This is a genomic window from Streptomyces sp. NPDC088116 (assembly GCF_044741745.1).
Taxonomy (GTDB): Bacteria; Actinomycetota; Actinomycetes; order Streptomycetales; family Streptomycetaceae; genus Streptomyces.
This window is the reverse complement of the sequence record NZ_JBIUTF010000005.1, coordinates 709,891-733,319: the sequence shown is the minus strand read 5'-3', so window position 1 is coordinate 733,319 and position 23,429 is coordinate 709,891. Positions and strand designations below refer to the sequence as shown.

General features: G+C 70.2%; 22 protein-coding genes and 2 pseudogenes. 8 read left to right on the top strand and 16 right to left on the bottom strand.

The window, feature by feature from the left end:
- Nucleotides 1-201 precede the first annotated feature (201 nt).
- The 7 genes from ACIOJD_RS23855 to ACIOJD_RS23825 form a co-directional block, all read right to left on the bottom strand.
- Nucleotides 202-1,938, bottom strand: a complete 1,737-nt coding sequence (locus tag ACIOJD_RS23855; RefSeq protein ID WP_401917067.1) for a DoxX family protein — start codon at nucleotides 1,936-1,938, stop codon at nucleotides 202-204.
- Nucleotides 1,939-2,094: 156 nt separating this feature from the next.
- Nucleotides 2,095-3,045: a 23S rRNA (guanosine(2251)-2'-O)-methyltransferase RlmB gene (gene rlmB, locus ACIOJD_RS23850; protein ID WP_401917064.1), complete on the bottom strand. Its 951-nt coding sequence runs from the start codon at nucleotides 3,043-3,045 to the stop codon at nucleotides 2,095-2,097.
- 268 nt (nucleotides 3,046-3,313) lie between these two features.
- Nucleotides 3,314-4,714: a cysteine--tRNA ligase gene (gene cysS / locus ACIOJD_RS23845; RefSeq protein ID WP_401917062.1), complete on the bottom strand. Its 1,401-nt coding sequence runs from the start codon at nucleotides 4,712-4,714 to the stop codon at nucleotides 3,314-3,316.
- Between the two features lie 245 nt (nucleotides 4,715-4,959).
- Nucleotides 4,960-5,364 (bottom strand): PPOX class F420-dependent oxidoreductase, encoded by a 405-nt coding sequence (locus ACIOJD_RS23840; protein WP_401917060.1) that lies wholly within the window; start codon nucleotides 5,362-5,364, stop codon nucleotides 4,960-4,962.
- 172 nt (nucleotides 5,365-5,536) lie between these two features.
- The gene (gene ispF / locus ACIOJD_RS23835) at nucleotides 5,537-6,079 is read right to left on the bottom strand and encodes a 2-C-methyl-D-erythritol 2,4-cyclodiphosphate synthase (RefSeq protein WP_401917057.1); all 543 of its coding nucleotides are present in this window, start codon (nucleotides 6,077-6,079) and stop codon (nucleotides 5,537-5,539) included.
- The gene (ispD, locus tag ACIOJD_RS23830; RefSeq protein ID WP_401917054.1) at nucleotides 6,069-6,815 is read right to left on the bottom strand and encodes a 2-C-methyl-D-erythritol 4-phosphate cytidylyltransferase; all 747 of its coding nucleotides are present in this window, start codon (nucleotides 6,813-6,815) and stop codon (nucleotides 6,069-6,071) included. The genes ispF and ispD overlap by 11 nt, the downstream gene beginning before the upstream one ends.
- Nucleotides 6,816-7,236: 421 nt before the next feature.
- Nucleotides 7,237-7,719: a CarD family transcriptional regulator gene (locus ACIOJD_RS23825; RefSeq protein WP_003953493.1), complete on the bottom strand. Its 483-nt coding sequence runs from the start codon at nucleotides 7,717-7,719 to the stop codon at nucleotides 7,237-7,239.
- A gap of 834 nt (nucleotides 7,720-8,553) precedes the next feature.
- Between ACIOJD_RS23825 and ACIOJD_RS23820 the strand changes: the two genes are divergently transcribed.
- On the top strand, nucleotides 8,554-9,234 hold the full coding sequence (locus tag ACIOJD_RS23820) for a DUF461 domain-containing protein (RefSeq protein WP_401917052.1): 681 nt from the start codon (nucleotides 8,554-8,556) through the stop codon (nucleotides 9,232-9,234).
- Between the two features lie 259 nt (nucleotides 9,235-9,493).
- Here ACIOJD_RS23820 and ACIOJD_RS23815 read toward each other — a convergent pair whose 3' ends face one another.
- Together ACIOJD_RS23815 and ACIOJD_RS23810 are read right to left on the bottom strand one after the other, a co-directional pair.
- Complete coding sequence (locus ACIOJD_RS23815) at nucleotides 9,494-10,174, bottom strand: response regulator transcription factor (RefSeq protein ID WP_142217884.1); 681 nt, start codon at nucleotides 10,172-10,174, stop codon at nucleotides 9,494-9,496.
- The gene (locus tag ACIOJD_RS23810) at nucleotides 10,171-11,448 is read right to left on the bottom strand and encodes a sensor histidine kinase (RefSeq protein ID WP_401917049.1); all 1,278 of its coding nucleotides are present in this window, start codon (nucleotides 11,446-11,448) and stop codon (nucleotides 10,171-10,173) included. Before ACIOJD_RS23810 ends, ACIOJD_RS23815 begins: the two co-directional genes overlap by 4 nt.
- A 217-nt stretch (nucleotides 11,449-11,665) precedes the next feature.
- Between ACIOJD_RS23810 and phoU the strand changes: the two genes are divergently transcribed.
- The 4 genes from phoU to ACIOJD_RS23790 all read left to right on the top strand — a co-directional run bounded on the left by phoU (nucleotide 11,666) and on the right by ACIOJD_RS23790 (nucleotide 14,177).
- Nucleotides 11,666-12,346: a phosphate signaling complex protein PhoU gene (gene phoU, locus ACIOJD_RS23805; RefSeq protein ID WP_401917047.1), complete on the top strand. Its 681-nt coding sequence runs from the start codon at nucleotides 11,666-11,668 to the stop codon at nucleotides 12,344-12,346.
- A 264-nt stretch (nucleotides 12,347-12,610) separates the two neighbouring features.
- A complete protein-coding gene (locus ACIOJD_RS23800; protein ID WP_401917045.1) occupies nucleotides 12,611-12,748 on the top strand; it encodes a hypothetical protein in 138 nt (45 codons plus the stop codon).
- Nucleotides 12,749-12,783: 35 nt separating this feature from the next.
- On the top strand, nucleotides 12,784-12,912 hold the full coding sequence (locus ACIOJD_RS23795; protein WP_401917042.1) for a hypothetical protein: 129 nt from the start codon (nucleotides 12,784-12,786) through the stop codon (nucleotides 12,910-12,912).
- 944 nt (nucleotides 12,913-13,856) lie between these two features.
- On the top strand, nucleotides 13,857-14,177 hold the full coding sequence (locus tag ACIOJD_RS23790) for a hypothetical protein (RefSeq protein WP_401917039.1): 321 nt from the start codon (nucleotides 13,857-13,859) through the stop codon (nucleotides 14,175-14,177).
- Nucleotides 14,178-14,309: 132 nt separating this feature from the next.
- On the opposite strand, the gene ACIOJD_RS23785 is transcribed toward ACIOJD_RS23790, so the two are convergent.
- On the bottom strand, nucleotides 14,310-15,194 hold the full coding sequence (locus ACIOJD_RS23785) for a pyridoxamine 5'-phosphate oxidase family protein (protein ID WP_401917037.1): 885 nt from the start codon (nucleotides 15,192-15,194) through the stop codon (nucleotides 14,310-14,312).
- A 13-nt stretch (nucleotides 15,195-15,207) separates the two neighbouring features.
- The gene (locus ACIOJD_RS23780; protein ID WP_401917035.1) at nucleotides 15,208-15,663 is read right to left on the bottom strand and encodes a VOC family protein; all 456 of its coding nucleotides are present in this window, start codon (nucleotides 15,661-15,663) and stop codon (nucleotides 15,208-15,210) included.
- Between the two features lie 169 nt (nucleotides 15,664-15,832).
- Between ACIOJD_RS23780 and ACIOJD_RS23775 the strand changes: the two genes are divergently transcribed.
- Complete coding sequence (locus ACIOJD_RS23775) at nucleotides 15,833-16,375, top strand: CGNR zinc finger domain-containing protein (protein WP_401917032.1); 543 nt, start codon at nucleotides 15,833-15,835, stop codon at nucleotides 16,373-16,375.
- Nucleotides 16,376-16,457: 82 nt separating this feature from the next.
- Here ACIOJD_RS23775 and ACIOJD_RS23770 read toward each other — a convergent pair whose 3' ends face one another.
- From ACIOJD_RS23770 to ACIOJD_RS23760, 3 genes and pseudogenes are all read right to left on the bottom strand, one after another.
- Nucleotides 16,458-17,219: a phosphoglyceromutase gene (locus ACIOJD_RS23770; RefSeq protein ID WP_401917142.1), complete on the bottom strand. Its 762-nt coding sequence runs from the start codon at nucleotides 17,217-17,219 to the stop codon at nucleotides 16,458-16,460.
- Between the two features lie 618 nt (nucleotides 17,220-17,837).
- A pseudogene (locus ACIOJD_RS23765) lies at nucleotides 17,838-17,996 on the bottom strand (helix-turn-helix domain-containing protein); the annotation flags it as partial.
- A gap of 32 nt (nucleotides 17,997-18,028) precedes the next feature.
- A complete protein-coding gene (locus ACIOJD_RS23760; protein WP_401917030.1) occupies nucleotides 18,029-18,343 on the bottom strand; it encodes a putative quinol monooxygenase in 315 nt (104 codons plus the stop codon).
- Nucleotides 18,344-18,559: 216 nt separating this feature from the next.
- Between ACIOJD_RS23760 and ACIOJD_RS23755 the strand changes: the two genes are divergently transcribed.
- Nucleotides 18,560-19,471, top strand: a complete 912-nt coding sequence (locus tag ACIOJD_RS23755; RefSeq protein WP_401917027.1) for a phosphatidylinositol-specific phospholipase C — start codon at nucleotides 18,560-18,562, stop codon at nucleotides 19,469-19,471.
- 250 nt (nucleotides 19,472-19,721) lie between these two features.
- Nucleotides 19,722-20,930 (top strand): DUF2993 domain-containing protein, encoded by a 1,209-nt coding sequence (locus ACIOJD_RS23750; protein ID WP_401917024.1) that lies wholly within the window; start codon nucleotides 19,722-19,724, stop codon nucleotides 20,928-20,930.
- A gap of 73 nt (nucleotides 20,931-21,003) precedes the next feature.
- Here ACIOJD_RS23750 and ACIOJD_RS23745 read toward each other — a convergent pair whose 3' ends face one another.
- Nucleotides 21,004-22,416 (bottom strand): sensor histidine kinase, encoded by a 1,413-nt coding sequence (locus tag ACIOJD_RS23745; protein ID WP_401917022.1) that lies wholly within the window; start codon nucleotides 22,414-22,416, stop codon nucleotides 21,004-21,006.
- A 197-nt stretch (nucleotides 22,417-22,613) separates the two neighbouring features.
- Nucleotides 22,614-23,339: pseudogene (locus ACIOJD_RS23740) on the bottom strand (response regulator transcription factor); the annotation flags it as partial.
- Nucleotides 23,340-23,429: the final 90 nt, after the last annotated feature.

Genomic DNA, 23,429 nt, shown 5'->3' with positions numbered 1-23,429 from the left:
CTTCGCGCGGCCCGCCGGTCCGCCGCGCCCCCGCGGTCCCCGGCCTCGTGGGCCGCCCGGGCGGGGGGGGGGGGGGGGGGGGGGGGGCGGGCCGGGGGGGCCCCCCCGGGGGGGGGGGGGGGGGGGGGGCCCCCCCCGGGCCCGGGGGCCCCCCCCCCTCCTACGTCCCGTACGCGTCGGCTTCCTGCCGTTCCGTACGCGTCAGCCCAGCAGGCCGCCGATGGGGTTACGGGCGTCGCTCCCGCCCGAGGACGAGCCGCCGGTGTCGGACCCGGAGTCGTCGCTGCCGCCGCCTCCGCCGCTGCCGTCACCCGTACCGCCCGTTGAGGACGGTCCCTGGCTGCTGGGCGGCGGCGGGGCCTGTTCGGCCGTCTGCGGGGGCTGCTGGACCGTGCCCTGGGTCTGGCTCGGCTGCCGCTGTTGCGTCTGGCCCGTACCGGCGGCACCGCCGGTCTCGCGGACCGTACCGGCGCCGGGCGTCGGCTGCTGGGCCGCCGGGCTGCCCGACCGGGTCGCGGACGGCTCGGATCGCTTGTCGCCCGTGCTGCCACCGCTGTCGGGCGAGCCGGACGCGCTGCTGCCACCGCGGCCGGGCCGCTGGGGCAGCGGAACACCGGGCAGCTGGTTGACCGGATCGACGTTGGGGCCGGGCACGGTCACCATGTCGGAGGACCGTACGGCCCCGCCCAGGACCGAGCCGACCAGCAGCGTGAGCCCGATGACGACGGTCGCGATGACCGCGCCACGGCGCAGCACGCGGCGCCGCAGGTCCCAGATCTCCGAGCGCGGTCCGAGCTTGCGCCAGGCCTCGCCCGCGAGCCGTCCGTCCACGGAGTAGACGGGGGCGCCCGCGATGATCAGCGGGGACCAGGCGGCCAGGTAGATGATGTCCGGCGCGTCGTAGGCCGGTACGGTCCGCCAGCTGACGGTGAGGAGCAGCGCGGCCGACAGGAGCGTGCCGAAGGACGCGGCGACGCGCTGCCAGAGGCCGAGGACGGTCAGTACGCCGGCCACGATCTGGAGGAACGCGACGCTGAGGCCCGCGCCGACCGGGTGGGAGAGCGCGAAGTCCCTCAGGGGCTCCGCGAGGGCCCACGGGTGCAGCGAGCTGAGCCACTTGACCATGGACCCGCGCTCGCCGCCGTCGAAGTAGACGGGGTCGCAGAGCTTGCCCATGCCCGCGTAGATGGAGATGAAGCCGAGGAAGACGCGGAGCGGGAGGAGCACCACGCCGAGATTCATCCGGCGGCCGGGGTAGTAGGCGTGCCGGACGGCGTCGGCGCCGTGCCGCTGCGCGCGGGGCGGGCCGTCCGGGTCGGAGTCGAGGTCGTACGGCTCCTGCTCCGGCGCGTCGTACGCGTCGTGGTCCGACTCGTACGCCGTGTCGTAGGAGGTGTCGTAGGCGCCGACGGCCTGGCGCATCGGCGGCAGCAGCGGGGTCGTGCGGGTGCCGGGTCCGCCGGGCCTGCCGGATCCGCCGGGGCCGGCCTGCCGGCCGATGCCCGCACCGCCGACGACGGGCGTCGGCATCGTGGTCTCGTCGTCGACGCCGATCCGCGGGATGACCTGGGTGGCGCCGGCTTCGTACTCCCGCGCCGACGCGTCGCGGTGGGCGACGCCCGCCGGGAGCTGGGGGGAGTTCCGTACCGCCTGGAGGAGTCCGCTCGCTCCGGGGTCGCCCGGCTCCGACTTCCCGCTCCAGACGACGGGCGCCCGGCGGCGGCCCGCCCCACCGGCGTCGGCGGCGCCGCCCATCGCGGAGATACGCCCTGTCTCGGGCCCCGCGCGCCCGGGTCTGGGGCGCTGGGGCGCCGCGAGCTTCACCCGGAAGCTGGCGTGGTTCACGATGACCTGCGCGGGATCGCAGTCCACCTTGAGCATGCTCAGCGGGGGCTGATCGTCGAACCCGGGCCGGGGCGTTCTGGTGTCCACACTCATCTAACCGAGTGACTTGTGTTTAGGACACTGCCTTGACGTACGGGATGTCCGAGACCCGTCAAGATCGCCTTACGGAGCGGCCCGGCATCGCTGTACGGAGCCTTCCGTGAACCCTGCGGGGACAGGCCGCACAGCCTGTCCCCGGGCGCCGGAGAATCAGGCGCGGCGGCGGGACGCCTCGTACAGCACCACACCGGCCGCGACCCCCGCGTTCAGCGACTCGGCGCCACCCGGCATCGGGATCCGTACGCGGAAGTCGCATGTCTCGCCGACCAGTCGGGACAGGCCCTTGCCCTCGCTGCCGACCACGATCACGACGGGGCCGCCGAGCGCTTCGAGGTCACCGACCTCGGCCTCGCCGTCCGCCGCGAGCCCGACCACGACGACACCGGCCTTGCGGTACGCCTCCAGGGTGCGGGTGAGATTGGTGCAGCGGGCGACCGGCGTACGGGCCGCCGCTCCGGCCGAGGACTTCCAGGCGCCGGCCGTCATCCCGGCGGCACGCCGCTCCGGCACGACGACGCCGTGACCGCCGAAGGCGGAGACGGAACGGACGACCGCGCCGAGGTTGCGCGGGTCGGTGACCCCGTCGAGCGCGACGATGAGCGGGTCCTCACCGTCGTCGAACGCGGCGGCGGCGAGATCGTCGGGGTGCGCGTACTCGTACGGCGGGACCTGAAGGACGAGGCCCTGGTGGTTCAGGCCGTTCGTCATCCGGTCCAGCTCGGGCTTGGGGGCCTCCATCAGGTGGATGCCGCCGCGGTCGGCCGCGAGCTGGAGCGCCTCGCGGACCCGCTCGTCGTTGTCGATGAACTGCTGGACGTAGAGCGTCGACGCCGGTACGCCGTCGCGCAGCGCCTCGAAGACGGGGTTACGGCCGACGACCATCTCGCTGGTGCCCTTGCCGCCGCGGCGGGCGATCTGGCGCCGGGCGGTCTGCTTGGCCTTCGCGTTGGCCGCGCGGTTCTGGACATGGCCCTTGCGCGCGGACGCGGGCGGCGTCGGGCCCTTGCCCTCGAGCCCGCGGCGTCGCTTGCCCCCGCTACCGATCTGCGCGCCCTTCTTGTTGGACGTGCGGCGGTTCCTGCGCTGGCTGTTCCCGGCCATGACCTACCTGTTTCGTTGCTTCAGAGCTTCAGAATCGTGCTCGGAGTCGTGCTTCGGAGTCGTGCTTCGGAGTAGTACTGCTGAGTGGTACTGGTGAGTGATACTGCTGTGTGGTACTCGGATGTGCGTACGAGCCGTACGCGGAGTCCACGTGGGTAACAGCGTACGGAAGGCAGCCCCCCAGTGTGCCGCCCGGAGGACCGGACAGCACAGCGGGCGAGGTCAGCGCGCCCCCCGGCGGCTGCCGCCGGGGGGGCACCGGCGTCTCTCAGCGCGGGCCGAGGGTCCAGCGCGGGCCGCTCGGGCTGTCCTCGATGACGAGTCCGCTCTGCTGGAGCTGGTCCCGGATCGCGTCCGCGGTGGCCCAGTCCTTGCGGCCGCGCGCCGCCTGGCGCTGGTCGAGCACCAGCCGTACGAGGGTGTCCACGACGCCGTGCAGATCGTCACCGCGGTCGCTCTCACCGGCCCACTGCGGGTCGAGCGGGTCCAGGCCGAGGACGCCGAGCATGGCCCGTACCTCCGCGAGCCGGGCGACGGCCGCTTCCTTGTCGTCGGCGGCCAGCGCCGAGTTGCCCTGCCGGACGGTGGTGTGGACGATCGCGAGGGCCCCCGGCACACCCAGATCGTCGTCCAGGGCCTCGGCGAAGGCGGGCGGCACCTCGTCGGCCGCGTCGACCACTCCCCCGGCCTTCTCCACGACGCGCTGGACGAAGCCCTCGATGCGCGCGAACGCGGACTCGGCCTCGCGCAGGGACTCCTCGCTGTACTCGATCATCGAGCGGTAGTGCGGGGTACCGAGGTAGTAGCGCAGCACGATGGGGCGCCAGTGCTTGACCATCTCGGAGACCAGCACCGAGTTGCCGAGCGACTTGGACATCTTCTCGCCGCTCATGGTGACCCAGGCGTTGTGCACCCAGTACTTGGCGAACTCGTCGCCGTACCCCTTGGCCTGCGCGATCTCGTTCTCGTGGTGCGGGAAGATCAGGTCGAGTCCGCCGCCGTGGATGTCGAAGGCGGTGCCCAGATACTTGTGGGCCATCGCGGAGCACTCCAGGTGCCAGCCGGGACGGCCGCGCCCCCACGGGGTCTCCCAGCTCGGCTCGCCCGGCTTGGCGGCCTTCCACATCGCGAAGTCCCGCTGGTCGCGCTTGCCGGTCTCGCCCTCGCCGGACGGCTGACGCAGATCGTCCAGATCCTGGTTGGAGAGCTGCAGATAGCCGGGGAAGGAGCGGACGTCGAAGTAGACGTTGCCGTCGGCCTCGTAGGCGTGGCCGCGCTCGATCAGGCCGCGCATCATCTCGATCATCTCGGTGATGTGCCCGGTGGCGCGCGGCTCGTAGGTGGGCGGCAGGCAGCCGAGGACGTCGTAACCCGCGTTGAACGCGCGCTCGTTCTCGTACCCGATGGCCCACCACGGGCGGCCCTGCTCCGCCGACTTGACAATGATCTTGTCGTCGATGTCCGTGACGTTGCGGATGAACGTCACGTCGTAGCCGCGGTACTCGAACCAGCGGCGCATGATGTCGAAGTTCAGTCCCGACCGGATGTGCCCGATGTGCGGGGCGGCCTGCACGGTGGCACCACAGAGGTAGATCGAGACACAGCCCGGCGTGAGCGGGGTGAAGTCACGGATCTGCCGGGCGCCGGTGTCGTACAGCCGAATAGTCACCCGACAAGGGTAGTCCGCTTTGAGCAGTGCCCCGCGACCCTTTGGGCCACGGGGACACAGAAGCGTGACATTTTTGACCACCTGGTCATGTCATCCGTCATCATTTTGGGCCCACCGAACTCATCACGAGCGCAACACCAATCGATCGCCGACCGATCGTCAACCGATCGCCGACCGGTCACCACCGCATCGAGTTGATCGCAAACCGCTCGTGAGTTCCGGGTGGGGCCCGTCCGCCGTCCCGGTCAGAGACTGCCGACGACCTTGCGCGGCGTGATCCGGACGACCACGCGCTCGGCGTCCTCGCCGGAGGCCGGGTTGAACTCCGCGTACGGCTTGCCGGTGTACTTGAGCGACAGCTCGTCGATCAGCTCCTGGCCCCCCTCGGTGGTGAGGGTCGCGGCGCCGCGGATCTCCCCGTACGTGTACGGCGCGTCCGCGGGCTGTACGACGACGGTCACCCGGGGGTCCCGGCGCAGGTTCCGCTCCTTGCGCCGGCCGACCGTGGTCGAGATGAGCACGTCGTCGCCGTCGCGCTTCGCCCACACCGGCGAGACCTGCGGGCTGCCGTCGGGCTGGATGGTGGCGATGTTGACGAAGACGGGTCCGTCGAGGACTTCCTTGAGCTGCTCGGAGAGCGCGGCTGTCATGGCTGCCTTCCTGATACGTGGGGCGTGGACCTGCGGATCACGGCCGTACGGATACCCGTCGATGTTCCCCCAACCCACGCCCCGCGGCAGGTATTTCGCGCGGGCCGGTCGCCACGCACCGGCCGGCCGGCCTTCGTCGGCCGGCCGGTCAGTCGCTCAGTCGCTCAGTCGCTCAGTCGGTACGGACCACCAGCGCCGTGGCGATCGCGGCCAGCCCCTCGCCCCGGCCCGTGAAACCGAGCCCGTCGGAGGTGGCGGCGGAGACCGACACAGGAGCGCCGACGGCCTCGGAGAGGACCTTCTGCGCCTCTTCCCTGCGCTTGCCGATCTTCGGTCGCGCGCCGACCACCTGCACGGCGACATTGCCGATCACGAAGCCCGCGTCCCGGACGATCCTGGCCGCCTCCGTAAGGAGGGTGATGCCGGGCGCTCCGGACCACTCGGGGCGCCCGGTCCCGAAGTGGGCGCCGAGGTCGCCGAGGCCGGCGGCGGAGAACAGCGCGTTGCAGGCCGCGTGCGCGACGACGTCCGCGTCGGAGTGCCCGGCCAGACCGGGCCCCTCGCCCTCCCAGAGCAGGCCCGCGCACCACAGCTCGCGGCCCTCCTCGAAGGCGTGGATGTCGGTGCCGATGCCGACCTGCGGCAGCCGCGCGAACGCGGGCGCGACCGGCGCGTGGCCGGACGTCTCGGAAGTCCCGGCCCTCTCAGAAGCCATCGTTGGCCCTCCTCCGGGCGAGAACCGCCTCGGCCAGCACGAGATCCAGCGGCCGGGTCACCTTGAACGCCTCCTCGTGACCGGGCACGACCACGACGGGCGCGCCGAGCCGCTCGACCATTCCCGCGCAGTCCGTCGCCCCCTCGCCGACCTGTGCCACGGTCCGGTGCGCGCGCTGGAGCGTGTCGCGGTCGAACCCCTGCGGGGTCTGTACGGCGCGCAGCAGGGCCCGGTCGGGGGTGGCGACGACCGGCTCCGGCTCGCCCTTCTCGCCGGGCTCGACCTGCTTGACGGTGTCCGCGAGCGGCAGCGCGGGCACCACGGCCGGCGCCCCGTCCCGTACGGCCTCGACCACGGCGTCCACGGTGTCCACGGGCACGAGCGGGCGGGCCGCGTCGTGGACGAGGACGGTGGTGATGCCGTCGGGAAGGGCCTCGAGACCGAGCCGTACGGATTCCTGGCGGGTCTCGCCGCCGGCCACGACGAGATAGTCGGTGCTCTCGGGCAGCGGGTGTTCGTTGAGGAGGTGTTTCACCTCGGGGGCGCCGTCGGGCGGGGCGACCACGACAACGAGCGAGACGGCGCGGGAGGCGGCCATCGCGCGGACGGCGTGGATCAGCATGGGTGTGCCGCCCAGCACGCGGAGCGCCTTGGGGGCTCCCGGGCCGAGCCGTACCCCCCGGCCTGCTGCGGGGATCACCGCGGCGGTGCGGTGGGGGCGGGCTTCGTCAGACATCGGTTGCACTCCGGCAGGTTTGTTTCCTCGGCCGACATGGGTATGGCCACAGCGTGCCGGGCGCGACGCCTTGACCGGACCCTTCCGTGACACGGTCGAGACGGGCCGCCCCGGCTCCCCGGTCCCGGCACATCTGGTACTGCTCCCGGGACTCGGGGCATGACCCCGAAAATCTCGACAGATGAACGTGTACGCACGTGACACAGGGGAAGGTGCCCGTGCGTACGAGAGACGTCGGTGCGAGGGGGTCTGGGATGACCACGACGGGACCACGCGTGTCGGGCGGGATGCGGGTGTACGGACATGCCGCAGCGCCCGGCGACTCAGCTTCCGTCATTGCTGGTCAGCGGGCACCACGGCATTCACTGCGTTATTCGGCATGCGCTGCTGCTGGATGGAGATGGAACGGCAGCGTCATGATTCAGGACGCGAGGACCTCGTCGAGCAGAGCCTCGGCCTTGTCTTCATTCGTGTTCTCCGCGAGAGCCAGCTCGCTGACAAGAATCTGCCGCGCCTTGGCGAGCATGCGCTTCTCACCCGCGGAGAGTCCGCGCTCGCGCTCCCGGCGCCACAGGTCGCGCACTACTTCAGCGACCTTGATGACGTCGCCGGAGGCGAGTTTCTCGAGATTTGCCTTGTAGCGACGGGACCAGTTCGTCGGCTCTTCTGCGTACGGCGCCCTGAGCACCTCGAAGACCCGGTCCAGCCCGTCCTGACCGACCACATCGCGCACGCCGACGAACTCCGCATTGTCCGCCGGTACACGCACCGTCAAGTCGCCCTGGGCGACCTTGAGCACCAAGTAGGTCTTGTCCACGCCTTTGATCTGGCGAGTTTCGATGGCCTCGATCAGCGCGGCCCCGTGATGGGGATAGACCACGGTGTCGCCAACCTTGAACGTCATGTGACAGGTACCCCTTCCGTGGCTATCCAGGGTAACACGAGAATGGCTTCTTCTGAATGGCGTTTTCGCAGGTCAGGGCGCATCTCGGGGCTTGACAACAGCGACAGGAACGTGCTGCGAGCGGCTTGCGGAAGAGGGTATTCGCAGGTCGGAGCGGCTGTGCGGGCACACCGAAACGCGCACGTTACCCGGTACAGAACGCCCACCGAAGGGGACGAACGTCCCGTTTTGCCGGGTTCGGGGAGTCGAACTTCCTCTACTCCGTTCGGATGTCGATCACTCGTACGGATGGAAGTGAGACGGAAGTACAGCGGAAGTGCGAGGGATTCTGAATTTGATCACCACGGCTCCCGGGACGGTATTCGTAAGGAATGTGTGGCGGTCGAAGGAATTGATCACCCGCGTTTTGTGAACGGCGCGCAAAAAGGAGCCGGTGAGCGGGGGAAACGGACCCGGTGAGCGGGGGGTGAAGCAGCGGCAGCGCCCCGTGGCCGGTCGGGCCGATCGATCCCCGGGGCCGCTTTCGTCACGGGGCCGCGCCGGGCCGGGGCCGCGCCGGGCCGGCCTGGAATCGGCCCGGCCCGGCCCGGCGCACTCTGGGATCGGCCCGGAACCAGCCTGAGATCCGGCCCGGCAGCGATCCTCCGCCGATCCTCGGATCGGCTCGGGAGCGGCCTGGGGCGGGTGGGAGGCGGGTCGGGTGCGGGGCGCCGGGGGCGGCTCGGTAACCTGAAGCGCGCTGACAGATCACCGTCCGCCCACAGCTCGTTCTTCGCTCTGATCTTCGCTCGTGCTCAGTTCCCTCGTCCGAACGTCCTAGGAGTTGCCGCCGCCGTGAGCCGCAGCCTTCGACGCGGCGTCCTCGCCGCTTCTGCCCTCGTGTTCTCGCTTGCCCCGCTCACCGCGTGCGGCGCCGGCAACAACGCGCAGACGCTCGGCGTCAAGCCGGACAGCGCCGCCACCTCCGTCGACGTGATCACCATCCAGAACGCCACGGTGGTCACCCAGCCCGAGGCCGACGCGGCGGGTCCCGCGGTCGTCACCGGCACGTTCTTCAACAACGGCAAGTCCGCGCAGACCCTCGACTCGATCAAGCTGCCGGGCACCACCGCCACGGTGAAGCTCTCGCCGGCCAAGGGCTCCGGCCCCATCACCGTGCCGGCCGGCGGTTCGGTCCAGCTCGGCGGCGCGGGCAACGCCTCCGCCGTGATCGAGAAGGGCAACGAGGCCGCGAAGAACGGCGACGCGCAGGAGGTCGTGTTCACGTTCAGCGAGACCGGCGAGGTGGGCCTGCGCGCCTTCGTCTATCCCTCGGACAGCTACTTCAAGGGCGTCGGCCCGAGCAGCCTGCCGACATCGCCCACGAAGTCGCCCTCCGCGAGCGTCTCCGGAAATGCCACGCCCACACCGTCGGGGAACGAGTCCGGCGCGGCCGGCTCGTCCAACACGGCGAACCCGTCGGACACGGCGAACCCGTCCGACTCCGCGTCGGCCTCGCACGAGACGGACGACTGAGGCCGCTGACGCGCAGGCCGGCACGACAGACGCGTACAGACAGATACGGCTGTGGGGGGCCCCCCCCCGGGGGGGGGGGGGGCCCCCCACAGCCGTATCGGGCACGTCACGCGCGTACGGCGCTCAGGGCGCACGCGTACGGGCCGGGGCGGACACCCTCAGGAAGAAGTCCGCGCGGGCCCGGAGCCGGTCCTGGCGAGGGTGACCTGCCGGACGGGGCCCACACGGGGCTGTCCGAGCGGATCAGGAACCCACCGGTTTACGGCTCGAACTTGTAGCCCAGGCCTCGCACCGTCACCAGGTAGCGCGGCGCACCCGGGTCCGGCTCGATCTTGGCGCGCAGCCGCTTGACGTGGACGTCGAGGGTCTTGGTGTCGCCCACGTAGTCCGCGCCCCAGACCCGGTCGATCAGCTGCATCCGGGTCAGCACCCGGCCCGCGTTGCGCAGCAGCATCTCCAGCAGGTCGAACTCCTTGAGCGGCAGGTCGACCTTGCCGCCGGAGACCGTGACGACATGGCGGTCCACGTCCATCCGGACCGGACCGGCCTCCAGGGCGGCCGGAGTGACCTCCTCGGGCTCACCTCGGCGGCGCAGCACCGCGCGGATGCGGGCGACCAGCTCGCGCGAGGAGAAGGGCTTGGTCACGTAGTCGTCGGCCCCTATCTCCAGGCCGACGACCTTGTCGATCTCGCTGTCCTTGGCGGTGACCATGATCACCGGGACATTGGACCTGCCGCGCAGCTGGCGGCAGACCTCGGTGCCCGGCAGGCCGGGCAGCATCAGGTCGAGGAGGACGAGGTCGGCGCCATTGCGTTCGAACTCGTCGAGCCCCTCGGGGCCGGTGGTCGCGATCGCGACCTCGAAGCCCTCCTTGCGGAGCATGTAGGACAGGGCGTCGCTGAAGGATTCCTCATCCTCGACGACGAGCACTCGGGTCACGGAAGGACCTCCGGGGAAGGAATCACGGTCGGGGGATCCAGCTCGGCGCTGGCATCGGTGTCGGTATCGGGGGTGTAGAGGGAGCGGTCGTCTTCGTCCGGGCCCGTAGATGTGCGATCCCGTGCCGCGCCCGCTTCGGGCAGCCGCAGGGTGAAGGTGGAGCCCTGGCCCTCGGAGCTCCATACGGTGACCTCCCCGCCGTGCGAGGCGGCCACATGCTTGACGATGGCGAGGCCGAGCCCCGTACCGCCGGTGGCCCGGGAGCGGGCCGGGTCGACGCGGTAGAACCGCTCGAAGACACGCTCCCGGTCCTTCTCGGAGATACCTATGCCCTGATCGGTCACGGCTATCTCGATCAGGTCCCCGCCGGTGGCGGAGACCCGGCGCGCGGCGATGCCGACGCGCGTGCGGGCCGGTGAGTAGTTGACGGCGTTCTCCACGAGATTACCGAGGGCCGCGGCGAGCTGGCCGCGATTGCCCCACAGGCGCAGGTCGGCGGTGCCGCCCGCGGCCATGGTGATCTGTTTGTTGGACGCGGGCTGCCGGGACCGGTCGATGGCCTCGTCGACCAGTTCGTCCACCCGTACGGACTCCGAGTCCTCCAGCGGGTCGTCGTTCTGTACCCGGGAGAGGTCGATGAGCTCCTGTACGAGATTGGTCAGCCGGGTCGCCTCGATCTGCATCCGGCCGGCGAAGCGGGTGACCGCCTCGGGGTCGTCCGAGGCGTCCATGACGGCCTCGGAGAGCAGGGAGAGCGCACCGGTGGGGGTCTTGAGCTCGTGGCTGACATTCGCCACGAAGTCGCGCCGTACCGCTTCGATACGGCGGGCCTCGGTGAGGTCCTCGACCAGGAGCAGGACGAGGCGGGACCCGAGGGGGGCGACCCGTGCGGAGACCGCGAGGGCCTCGCCCCGGCCCGTACCGCGCCGGGGAAGGTCCAGCTCCACCTGCCGTATCTCACCGTCGCGACGGGTGTCGCGCGCCATGTGCAGCATCGGCTCGACGGCGAGCTTGCCGCCCCTGACCAGGCCCAGCGCGTACGCGGCGGAGCTGGCCTTGACGACGGAGTCGCTCTCGTCGAGCACAACGGCGGAGGAGCGCAGCACGGAGAGGACCGTGTCGACGCCCGGGGGCAGCACGGCGTCCGTGTGCAGTGAGGTGCGGGTGGGTCGTGCCTGGTCGCGTTCGCTCCAGCGAAACGCCAGCATGGCGATCACGCCGGTGCACACGCCGGCGATCGCTGCCAATGCGGCGACTGCCGCGTTCACGTCCATGCAGCCAGGTTATGCGCGCCCACCGACACTCTCCCAGCCGTCGAGGTGTCTCCTCGAACACTCGTCGCCCAGAGTTCACTGAGGAGAAAGTGGCGGTTCACTTGGGAGGGAGGAGCCGGACGCGTAACGGACAGAACGTGGGAACGTGGGGGTCCACGGCCCCCGCCTACGGCCCTGGCGGGAACGTCGCAGGAACGTCAAGAGAGGGACAAACCCTATGCGGGACGCGTACCACGAGGAACTGGACTCGATAGGCGAGGACCTGGTCGAGATGGCCCGGCTGGTCGGTTCCGCCATCGGGCGGGCCACCACCGCCATGCTCGACGCGGATCTGAAGCTCGCCGAGACCGTGATCGCCGCCGACGAGAAGGTCGACGACCTCCAGCACGACCTGGAGGCCAGGGCCATCGCCCTGCTGGCACGGCAGCAGCCGGTCGCGACCGATCTGCGGATCGTGGTCACCTCGCTGCGGATGAGCGCCGACCTGGAGCGTTCGGGAGACCTGGCGCAGCACGTGGCCAAGCTGACACGGCTCCGCTTCCCGGAATCGCCCGTGCCGCAGGACCTGCACGCGACGCTGCTGGAGATGGGGCAGCTGGCGCAGCGTCTGATGGCGAAGTCCGCCGAGGTGATCGTTACCAAGGATGTCGACCTGGCGCTTCAGCTGGAGCAGGACGACGACGAGATGGACCTGCTGCACCGCACGCTGTTCCAGCACCTGATGGACGACCGCTGGAAGCACGGCATCGAGACGGCGGTGGATGTGACGCTGCTGGGCCGCTACTACGAGCGGTTCGCGGACCACGCGGTATCGGTCGCCAAGCGGGTCGTCTACCTGGTGACGGGCGAGCACGCGGACGAGATCCAGCCGCTGGACGCACCGGTCGACGGCGCGTAGCCGCGGCACGCGGCCGGCGGGCCGGTCGGGAGCCGCGCGGCGGGCCGGTGGGGGCGCGTGGTCGACGGCGCTCGGGCCGTACGGGGGCGCGCGGGCGAGCATCGGCAGTGCGTCGAGGGCGCGTGGAAGGCCGGAGGCGCGCTGAGGGGGCGCGTACGGCGGCGCTTGCGCACATGCGCCGCAGATGCGCCGTTGATGGGTCCGCCGCGATGGGCTTGCAATAGGGCGAAGGCGACATTCATGCACGCCCTTGAGGAGGATTCCATGGCCGATTCCCCCACGACCGCCCCCGCCGCCCCCGTGGTGCACCCGCCCGTACTCAGCGCCTGCGGCTGCGGCTCCGGCTGCGGCTGCGGCTGCCAGTCGGGCGGCTCATGCCAGTGCGGCGGCGGCTGCGGCTGACACCGTACGCGCATGCGAACAAGGAGGCCCCCTGCGTGCGGGGGGCCTCTCCGTATGAGAACGGGCAGGCCCCGTATGAGGACGGGCAGGCCCCGTACGAGGACGGGCTGGTCCGGGACTCGGGCCTGCTGCGGTCCCGGAGGTACTCCGTCGTCATCCGCTGAATCGCAACTCGTACGGTCTCCCGCTGCAACTCACGTCATTCCGTGATGTGCAACGACGCCGTGGCGGCAGTCGGGCCTGTCGCATATCCCGAGTGGTCTCCTGTTGTCCGTGAATCCTGAACATTTACTTGGGCCGCAGAGAAGGCAGTACGGGGCTTCGGGGTCCAAGTCCCAGCCCGCCTCAGAAAGTCGCGACTGGGCGTTCTCTTGGAACCTTCGGACTTGTACCTCCATCTGATCGAAGTCAGCCGCATTCGCCTCAACTGCCTTTTGTTGAGCTCCCGTCAGTTCATGCTTGGTATCCATTGACCCTCCTCGGGCTTTTCTGCTTTCTTCAGCAGTATGCGCCCGAGATCCTGAGAGTTCATTTCGGGATCTGCACGGTGCCGGACATGGCCGTGGTCGAGCCGTTCGCTGTCCGTGCACCTGGCGAAGCGCCCACGGGCTCAGCCACATCGCGGCGGCAACTGCTACGACCGCGGCCCGTCTTGGCTGCGGCGAGACGTCGTTGACTGTGCTTGACCGCTCGATGGGACACGACGTGGCACGCGCCGAGTGAGCATCACGGTCGGCCAGTAGGCTCCTTGTCCATGGATGCGTTCATACCGTTCCTCATCGTGTTCGGCGGCCTTGCCGCAGTCCTGGGCTTCTTCTCCTGGCTGGCCGCACGCATTCGTCGCCGGGGCCTCGCGGGCGGGGCCATGAGTGGGGCCCTGGCCTCCTACGAGGAGGCGTTCCGTATCACCGCTCACGAGTCCCACGTCGAGATCCAGGCGCAGAAGGAACGCAAGGCGCCGATCCTGTCGCCTGATGACCACTGGGGGCGTGGCCCTGACGTCGGCCCAGTCGGCGCAGCGGACCGCCGACCTCCTCGGTCGCGAACTCGGCGCTCGCGACGGGGCCTTGGCCGTTGGGTCGGTCGCCTGAGGCCGGGAGGCTGATCCATGCGCATCGTGTTGCTGAATGCCGGAGCAGCTGTTGCGCTGGGCGTCGTCGCGTTCCTGGCGGATCGCGTTCTGCTGGCGATGGAGGCTCGGCGCTGGATCTACTGGCGCAGGACCAAGAGCCTGTTATCCATCGGTGCCGACCTCGTCCAGGAGGGCGCCCCCGGGGCCCAGGTCGCCAAACGTGCCATGGAGCAGGAACGCGTACGTAAAAACGTCAGGCCCGCAGAGGACCCTCCCTTCCGAGTGGACCTGAACTCCGGCACGGTGCACATCCGCCGTACCGGAGACGACGGGAAAGCCCCACGTGGAAAGTCGTAACTCAGCCGACGACATCGGGCAGTTCGATCTGAATTGCCGCTTGATGGACGGGCATCGCTGGAGGCCGAGCCTCGCGAACTCGCCTTGACTGGCAGCGCCTTCCCTGCCGTCGGCCGTTCCTCACCGGCAAGTTCACGCGCTTTCCCGCAACGGCGGGTTGGCGGGCGAGTACTCGGGGGCGGACCAGCGCAGAGGGCTGGCGTGCGGGGTCTGAACGACCTCGGCGACCGTGAAGCGGTTGGTGCGGCCGTGTACGCCGAATTCGGTTTTCGCGGTGCCGGTGAGCTGGAGCGTGGTGCCGGTGCTCCAGTCGAGGAACAGCAGTCCGGCGCGCGGATCGTTCTCGAGATTGCCCAGGGTCAGGAACATCGAGTTGCCCGCGTAGTCCTGCCAGGAGAGTTCGTTCGGCGATTCCACCCGGACGAATCCGGGATTGCCGCCGCGATGGCCGGCGTCGGCGCCGTCGGCCGACGCGGTGGCGATGAAGAAGGTGTCGGCGGCGTGGACGAACCTCGCCTGGTCGGGGGTGAGTTCAGGCTCACGCCGTACGGCACCGTGCCGGGCCGGTACGGATGCGCGGAGTTCCCGCTTCTGCAGATACTTCGGGCAGTTGGAGAAGACCTGCTCGGCCTCCACCACGAACCCGCGCGCTGTCGGTCCGGCCGTGCCGTTGAGACGCATACGGCGGCGGGTACGCGGGTCGAGAGCGATGGTGCCGACCGCGGTCCCCTCGGCCGCGAGAGCCGCGACGAGCGGGTCGCTGTCCGGCAGGCCGGCCGCGACCGACATCCAGCGGCGGCCCGTGGCCCTTACGAAACCGGGCTCGCCGGTGAGCAGTGAGCTCCACATCCGACCGCCTTCGTCCGCCGCGCCGATGACCAGCATCGGCTGAAGACCGAGGAAGACCGCGGCGACGTCACGGATGTCCTGCCCGATGGAGCGGCCGACGTGGTCGGCCGCTTCGCGTACGCCAATGCGGGTCTGCACGGCGCGCGAGCCCTCGTGATACGGATCCACGGCCCTCCGCCCCTCAGAAGAATCCACAGGTCGGTGCGGCCGCCGCCGGGGCGGGTGCGCCTGCCGCGCCGGTGGGTACGGAGATCTCCAGCCGTGTGCCGTCCGGATCGTGGAAGAAGATCCCGCCGGAGGGCGCGCCCTCGCCGTGGGCGACGACCCCGTCGTACGCGAAGTCCACACCCCGCGCGCGGAGCCGGGCCTCGAACGCCTTCACCTCGTCGATCGTCCCGGCCTCCCACGCCAGATGGTGCAACCCGGCCAGATCTGGGGCGTATGAGCCGTCCGCCTGCTGCCACAGCGTGAGCGTGAGTTGCCCGTCCTGCCCCAGGAAAGCGAAACGCCGGCCGTCGTCGCTGCCCTCGCTGAGCACATCGAATCCGAGCACCTCGCCGTAGAAGCCGAGTGAGCGCTCGAGGTCGGTGACGTTCAGGCCGACGTGGCCGGCCCGCAGTGTGCTGGTCGCCGTCATGGCAGACCCCTCTCCATCGATATCGGTCCGATCCCTGCAATCTAACCCCTCAATTGAATCTTAGAGGTTAGACGAAGAGGCAGTCAACCAATCACGTACTCTTGAGTGGTTAGGCCGCATGTCCCCGCCAGGAGAACCGGAGGGACACGGACAGGGGAAGGAGACACGGATGCCCGAGACCGACCCGCGCCCCCTGACCGGCGAGCCCGTCTCACTGGATCTGCTGAACACCCGCTGGATGCACGACGGCGTACGCCAGGACCTGCTGACCGGCACCGAAGGGCTGCGCATCTGGCTCGCGAGCAACGGTCTCGACCGCCGCTTCCCCGCCGACGCCGCAGCACTGGAGCATGTGCTGCTCGCCCGGGAGGCGCTCACCTCTGCCGTCACCACCCCCGGCGACGCGGCCGGCATCGAGCGCGTCGACGCCGTACTCGCCCACGGCCGGATCCGCGCCACCCTTACCGCCGAAGGGCCCGGGGAGGAGACGGAGTTCGAGGACCCGTCATGGGGCGCGGCCTGGACAGCGGCGCACGACTACCTGAACCTGCTGCGCACCGCCCCCGACCGGATCCGGGGCTGCGCGCACGAGGCGTGCATCCTGCACTTCTTCGACACCTCACGGAACGGCACCCGCCGCTGGTGCTCCATGGCGGCCTGCGGCAACCGGGCCAAGGCCTCCCGCCACTACGCGAAAACTCGCGAGCCCTGAGCACCGCCCATCACAGCCTTCAGGACAGCGACAGGCCCCCTACAACCGGGAAACCGTAGGTAGGGGGCCTGATCGGTGAGGCTTACTTCTTCTTTCCCTGGTTCTTGACCGCTTCGATCGCGGCCGCCGCCGCGTCCGCGTCCAGGTACGTGCCGCCCGGGTTGACCGGGTGGAAGTCGGCGTCCAGTTCGTAGACGAGAGGGATGCCGGTCGGGATGTTCAGGCCCGCGATGTCGGCGTCGGAGACGCCGTCGAGGTGCTTGACCAGGGCGCGGAGGCTGTTGCCGTGGGCGGCGATCAGGACTGTGCGGCCGGTGAGCAGGTCCGGGACGATCGAGTCGTACCAGTACGGCAGCATCCGGTCGACGACGTCCTTGAGGCACTCGGTGCGCGGGCGCAGCTCGCTCGGGATCGTCGCGTAGCGGGGGTCGTCGCTCTGCGAGAACTCCGAGCCGTCCTCCAGAACCGGCGGCGGGGTGTCGTACGAGCGGCGCCACAGCATGAACTGCTCCTCGCCGAACTCGGCGAGCGTCTGCGCCTTGTCCTTGCCCTGGAGCGCGCCGTAGTGGCGCTCGTTCAGCCGCCAGGAGCGGTGGACCGGGATCCAGTGGCGGTCGGCGGACTCCAGCGCGAGCTGCGCGGTGCGGATCGCGCGCTTCTGTACGGAGGTGTGCAGTACGTCGGGCAGCAGGCCGGCGTCCTTGAGCAGCTCACCGCCCCGGACTGCCTCCTTCTCGCCCTTCTCGGTGAGGTTGACGTCCACCCAGCCGGTGAACAGGTTCTTCGCGTTCCATTCGCTCTCGCCGTGGCGGAGGAGGATCAGCTTGTACGGTGCGTCGGCCATGGGCCCGAGCCTAATGGAACGGCTCCGGGGGCCTCGATCGACGTCCGTCGTCACCTCACCGGCGCCGGTGAGGCCACCGTACGTACGTGTGGTGTTGATGGCGGTGGCGGCCGTGTGCTCGGCCTGGTCCAGGTGCTGAAGGCGTACGAAGGCGTGGACCAGCCGGAAGATGCCGACGAAGACTCCGAGGCGGTCGCCGGCGAGTTCGGCTGCCCGGATCGCGCGGTCCGCCGATACCCAGGCGGCGTCCGCCTCGTTCTGTCGTACAAAAGCCGCTGCCAAGGCTTGGTACGTGCGGGCCAGAAGCCGGTGGATCTCCGAGCGGTGGCCCTCGGTCGCCGTTCGCGACGCACGTTCCAGCCGTGGCACGAGTGGCCCCAAGACCGTGCTCAGCTCCGCGAACCGACCGACATGAGTGAGCTCCCAGACTCGATCGACCTCGGCCCGCAGCTCGGGCAGCGTGTCGGCTCGAAGGTCGCTGCGCGGTTCCAGCAGCACGTCAAGCGCCGAATGCCCGGAGATCACCAGACGTGCCTGGTCCAGGTCGTTCGGTGATGCCTCATCCGCCGCTTCCGGCTCGGGGGCACTCGGCGCATCAGGCTGGAGCGCTTGCAGTGGTACGCCGAGACCGTCCGCGAGCAAGCGGAGCACGTCAAGTCGGTTGATCGGCTGTATGCCCCGTTCGACCTGGGACATCCAACTCGCCGTGCGCCCGATCGCGGCGGCCAGTTCGCTCTGGGTGAGTCCGCACTGCCTGCGCAGTTCGGCCACCCGCATGCCAAAGGCGCGCCGTCTCTCCGATGACACTGCTACAACGCACCCTTTCCCGCGACGGCGTGGAGGAACATCACTTCGACGTCGGTGAGGTACTGCTCACGCTCGGCAAGGAAGTGCCGTGTGTGCGGCTGCGCTTCATGCGTCTCGAACGCGGCGCGGTCGGCGTACAGCTCGTAGAAGACACGTACCAGCGGCTCGTCAACCGGGATGTGACTGACGTACGTCAGCGTGCCCGGTTCCCTCTCCCTGATGCCCTCCAGGGTACGAACACATAGATCGTCAAAGGCAGTTGCCGCCCGCTCGTCGCGCAAGGTGAAGCGCACGACCAACCCGTAACCCTCGCTCATGTGCTGCGTGTCGCCGAAAGTCGGGGCGCACGGCTCCCCTTGTACGACGATGGGGGCCAGGACGACGAACCGACTTCCGGATAGCCAGGAATCGCCGCAGAGATCCCGCCCTCCGGGGGCTCCGCGCCGCCCTCGATCAGAACCTTTCCTTCATGACGTGTACGGGACATACTCCGAAAGGCTCTCTCCCCCCACGGCCTACGGAGGCACCCCCGCATGAGCACGCAGCCCGGCAGGTACATCGGCGCACACCCCGGCACCCGACGCGGTTTCCTCGCCGGCGCTCTCGCCGTATCCGCCACCGCCCTCGTGGGCGCCGCTCCCGCCGCCGCCGCTTCGCGGCGCGTGCTCGCCACGCAGGACTGGATGCGCGGCTTCGCCGACTCCACTCCCGTACAGCGGCTGACCATTCCCGGTACGCACAACTCCGGGGCGCGCTCCGGCGGGCTCTACGTGGCGTGTCAGAGCACCACCGTCGCCGAGCAGTTGAACAGCGGAGTCCGCTTCCTGGATGTGCGCTGCCGGGCGTTCGAGAACTCGTTCACGATCCACCACGCCGCGTACTACCAGAACCTGAACTTCGACGACGTGCTCGGCGCCTGCCGGGGCTTCCTCCAGGCGAACCCCTCCGAGACCGTGCTGATGCGGGTCAAGCAGGAGTACTCCACGGAGAGCGACGCCGAGTTCCGGCGGATCTTCGACACCTATCTGGACGGCAAGGGATGGCGTTCCCTCTTCCGGCTGGACGGCGGGCTCCCGACCCTCGGGGAGGCGCGCGGGCGGGTCGTGCTGCTCGCGGACAACGGCGGGCTGCCCGGGGTCCGGTACGGGGACAGCGGGCTGTTCGACATCCAGGACGACTACCAGGCGGAGCCCGGCGCCAAGTACCCCAAGATCGAGGCCCAGTTCCGCAAGGCCGCCCAGCAGCCGGGCAAGATGTACATCAACTACGTCAGTACGGCGGCGCTGCTGCCGCCCCGCTGGAACTCCGACCGGCTCAACCCGCAGGTGCACAGCTTCATCGACGGGAGCGAGGCGAGCGGCTGGCGCGGGCTCGGGATCGTACCGCTGGACTTCCCCGCCACCCGCTCCGGACTGGTCGAGTCGCTGATCCGCCACAACGGCTGACCCCGACCCGTCGGTACGGCTCCGTGCGGTACGGCTGCGTGGGGGTACGGCTGCGTGCGGTACGGCTGCGTGCGGTACGGCTCCGTTCGCGGCACAGCCCGTCGGCGTAGCACGGAAAGCTTACGGCTTGGGCGATCCCGTCCCTCAGGGTGGGATCGCCCACGTGAACAGTGGGCCAATTGACGGCAAACTGCCACATATCACTGATGAGACGTGTGTGCCGGACAGGTGGACGTGGTGGGATGACTCGATGCGACCCCCCACACGCATACCCGAGCATCCGCCCAATCCCTATGACGAGCTGGCCCAACTCGCCACACCCGAGACAGACTTCACATACGACCCCCGCGACCCGCTGGAGCTGGGGCTCGCGTCGGACAACGACGACGACAGGGACGAGTGGTCCCCGCCGAACCACCGTGGCCGCAGCCGCTTCGGCTCTCTCCCCGCCGCTCTCAAGATGACCGTCGCCCTCGTCGTCTGCGCCGCCTTCCTGCTGCTGGGCGACCGCACCGCCGAGTTGTACGCGCAGGACAAGGCCGAGGACACGCTCCAGCAGTCGCTCGGCCTCGCCACCCGCCCGGCCGTCGACATCCACGGCTTCCCGTTCCTCACCCAGGTCGCGTCCAAGCGGCTCGACCGGGTCGACGTCACCGTCCCCGATGTCGCCGCGAACCGGGTCTCGCTGGCCGAGGTCCACGCCAGCGCCCATGACATCGGCATCGAGGGTGACCTGCCGACCTCCATCAAGGGCGCCGTCATCGGCCGTATGGACGGCGATGTGCTGCTCTCCTTCGACGACCTCAACCGTGAGCTGGGCATGTCCCAGGTGAAGTTCACCGATGCCGGCAAGGACTCCGTGAAGGTGGCGGGATCGCTGCCCGTGGCAGGCCATGACCTGCGCCTCCGGGCCACGGCGCACATCAAACGCGAGGGCGTCGGTACGGTGTCCACCACCGTGGACGGCATGCGGCTCGACGTCCCCGGCGTGGCCAGCTACACGCCCGGCAAGGACCGCGCCCACTCGGGGCTGCGGCTGGCGCCCGAGACCGCCAAGGCGATCACCCAGCAGAAGAACCGCGCCAGGGCGCTGCTCGAAGTACCCACCGTGGTGGACCGTCTCGGGGTCCCGGAGGAGCGGGTGCAAGAGGCGCTGCGCAACGAGGACGAGCTGAGCCGGCTCACCGGAACGCCGCGCTTCGCCCAGCAGCTGATGGGGGTCAACCTGGTCGACGTGGTCGCCGACAACCCCCAGCTGCTGAAGGAGGCAGGAGTCGACCCCGCCCTGGTGGACGCGCTGCTCAACCTCCGTCCCCCGGAGCTGTCCGACCGGCTCTCGCTCTCCTTCTCGCTGCCGAAGACACCCGGCAATCTGGGGTTGCGGGATGTCACGGTGGAGCCCGAGGGGATCAGGGCGGAGCTGGCCGGTTCGGGGCTGCGCTTCGGCAAGGACGGCTGAGCGCAGTCAGGTACGGCCGAGCGGAGTCAAGTACGGCTGAGCGGAAGCGGTTGCGCCGGGAAACCCGGCCGGCTCACGGAGTCTCCGGCGGCGGCGTCGGTGCCCCCGGGATACGGATCGCCGCGACCGTACCGCCGCCCGCCGCCTGACGCAGCGCGATCTCGCCGCCCGTCTGCTGGACCGTACGGGCCACGATCGACAGCCCGAGACCGGAGCCGGGCAGCGCGCGGGCCGTGGGTGAGCGCCAGAAGCGTTCGAAGACGTGGGGCAGTTCCTCGGCCGGGATGCCGGGGCCATGGTCGCGTACGGTCAACTCGCCCCACTGGCTCAGCGCGACCTCGACGGTCCCGCCGGGCGGGCTGAACTTCACCGCGTTGTCGAGTACGTTGACCAGCGCCCGCTCCAGGGCGGCCGGCTCGGCCCGTACGTACCAGGGGTTCAGCTCGGCGCCGATGGTCAGATCGGGGCCGCGCAGCCGGGCCCGCTCCAGCGCGCTCGCCATGGTCTCGTGCAGCGCGACGACCTGGAGAGGCCCCGGATCGGCGGCGTCCGGGCGGGACAGTTCCTGGAGGTCCCCGATGAGCGCGGCCAGCTCGGTCATCTGCGCCTTGACCGACGCCATCAGCGCCTTGCGGTCGTCGGGCGGGATCGCCCGGCCCGTCTCCTCGCTGCGGGCGAGCAGCTCGACGTTCGTACGGAGCGAGGTGAGCGGGGTACGCAGCTCGTGCCCGGCGTCGGCGATCAGCTGCGACTGCCGGTCCCGGGAGGACGCGAGCGCGGCGGTCATCGAGTTGAACGAGCGGGACAGCCGGGCGATCTCGTCCTCGCCCTCGGCGGGGATACGGACGGTGAGATCCTCGGTCCGCGCGACATGCTCGACCGCGCGGGTCAGACCGTCCACGGGCCGCAGCCCCGCCCTGGCGATCCAGAGGCCCGCCGCGCCCGCCCCGAGGACGCCGATGCCGGCGACGGCGGCGAGCAGCAGGGCGAGCTGGTTCAGGGAGGAGTCGATCTCGCCGAGCGGGCGCGACACGGAGACCGCGATCTCGGTGCCGGGACGCAGAAGCTCGCGCTGGGTGTAGACGCGGACCTTGGCCCCGTCCTGGGTGATGCTGTCGTGCAGGGTGTCGCGCCGGGTGCCGCGCGCGACCTCGACGTCCTGCGGCTGGAGCTTCACGGGCTCCGAGTACGTGGCCACGCAGGAGTGGCCGCCGGGCGTGACCACCTGGATGTAGGCGAAGCCGGTGGTGGCCGTGGCGTCCGGGTTGGTGCCGGTGGCGCAGTTGTCCAGGGCGTCCTGCACGGTGCCCGGCGGGGCGGAACTGTTCTGGAGGGACGTGTCCAGCTCGCTCGACAGCTGGGCGCGGGTCAGCAGCCAGCAGGCGACGGCCGCCGCCGCCACGGCGACCGCGACCGCGAGGGCGACCAGCAGCGCGAGCCGGGAGCGGAGCGGCAGCCCCCGGAACCGGCTCACAGGACCGGTCACTCCGGACCGCCGGTCCCGGCGAAGCCGGCGCCCGTACCGGTACCTGGCCCCGCGCTGGTACCTGGGCCCAGACCGGAGCCCGTGCCCGTACCCGTACCCGGCCCCGTACCCGTACCCGTACCCGGCCCCGTACCCGGCCCTGTACCCGTGCCCGGAATCGCACTGGTACCTGGGCCCGTACCGGAGCCTGGGCCCGTACCGCTTCCTCCGTCCGCGCGCAGCGCGTACCCCACTCCCCGCACCGTGTGGACCAGCCTCGGCTCGCCGCCGCTCTCCGTCTTGCGGCGCAGATACATCACGTACACGTCCAGGGAGTTGGAGCTCGGCTCGAAGTCGAAGCCCCACACCGCCTTGAGGATCTGCTCGCGTGTCAGCACCTGGCGGGGGTGCGCCAGGAACATCTCCAGCAGGGTGAATTCGGTACGCGTCAGCTCCACCCGCCGGTTGCCCCGGGTGACTTCGCGCGTCGTCAGGTCCATCCGCAGATCGGCGAAGGCGAGCACGTCGTCCTCGGGCAGATCGCCGGTGGTCGTCGCGTACGAGCTGCGCCGCAGCAGCGCGCGGATCCGGGCGAAGAGTTCGTCCAGCTCGAACGGCTTGACCAGGTAGTCGTCGGCGCCCGCGTCCAGACCGGTGACCCGGTCACCGACCGTGTCCCGGGCGGTCAGCATCAGGATCGGCACCGTCGAGCCGCCGGCCCGGAGCCGACGGGCCGCGGTCAGCCCGTCCATCCGCGGCATCTGGATGTCGAGGACGATCAGATCCGGGGCGTGGGCCGCGGCCTTGGTGAGGGCGTCGATTCCGTCGACGGCGACTTCCGTCCCGTACCCGTCGAAGGCGAGGCTCCGTTGCAGGGCCTCGCGCACGGCGGGCTCGTCGTCGACGATCAGGATCCGCTGGGGATCGCCTTCGGCGGGATTCATGTCGCTTCTACCTCGTCGGTTCGGCCGTCGCCGTGGGCGACGGAGCGGGCAAGGACCTTTCAGGGACCCTGAACGGGCAACCGGTGGTCT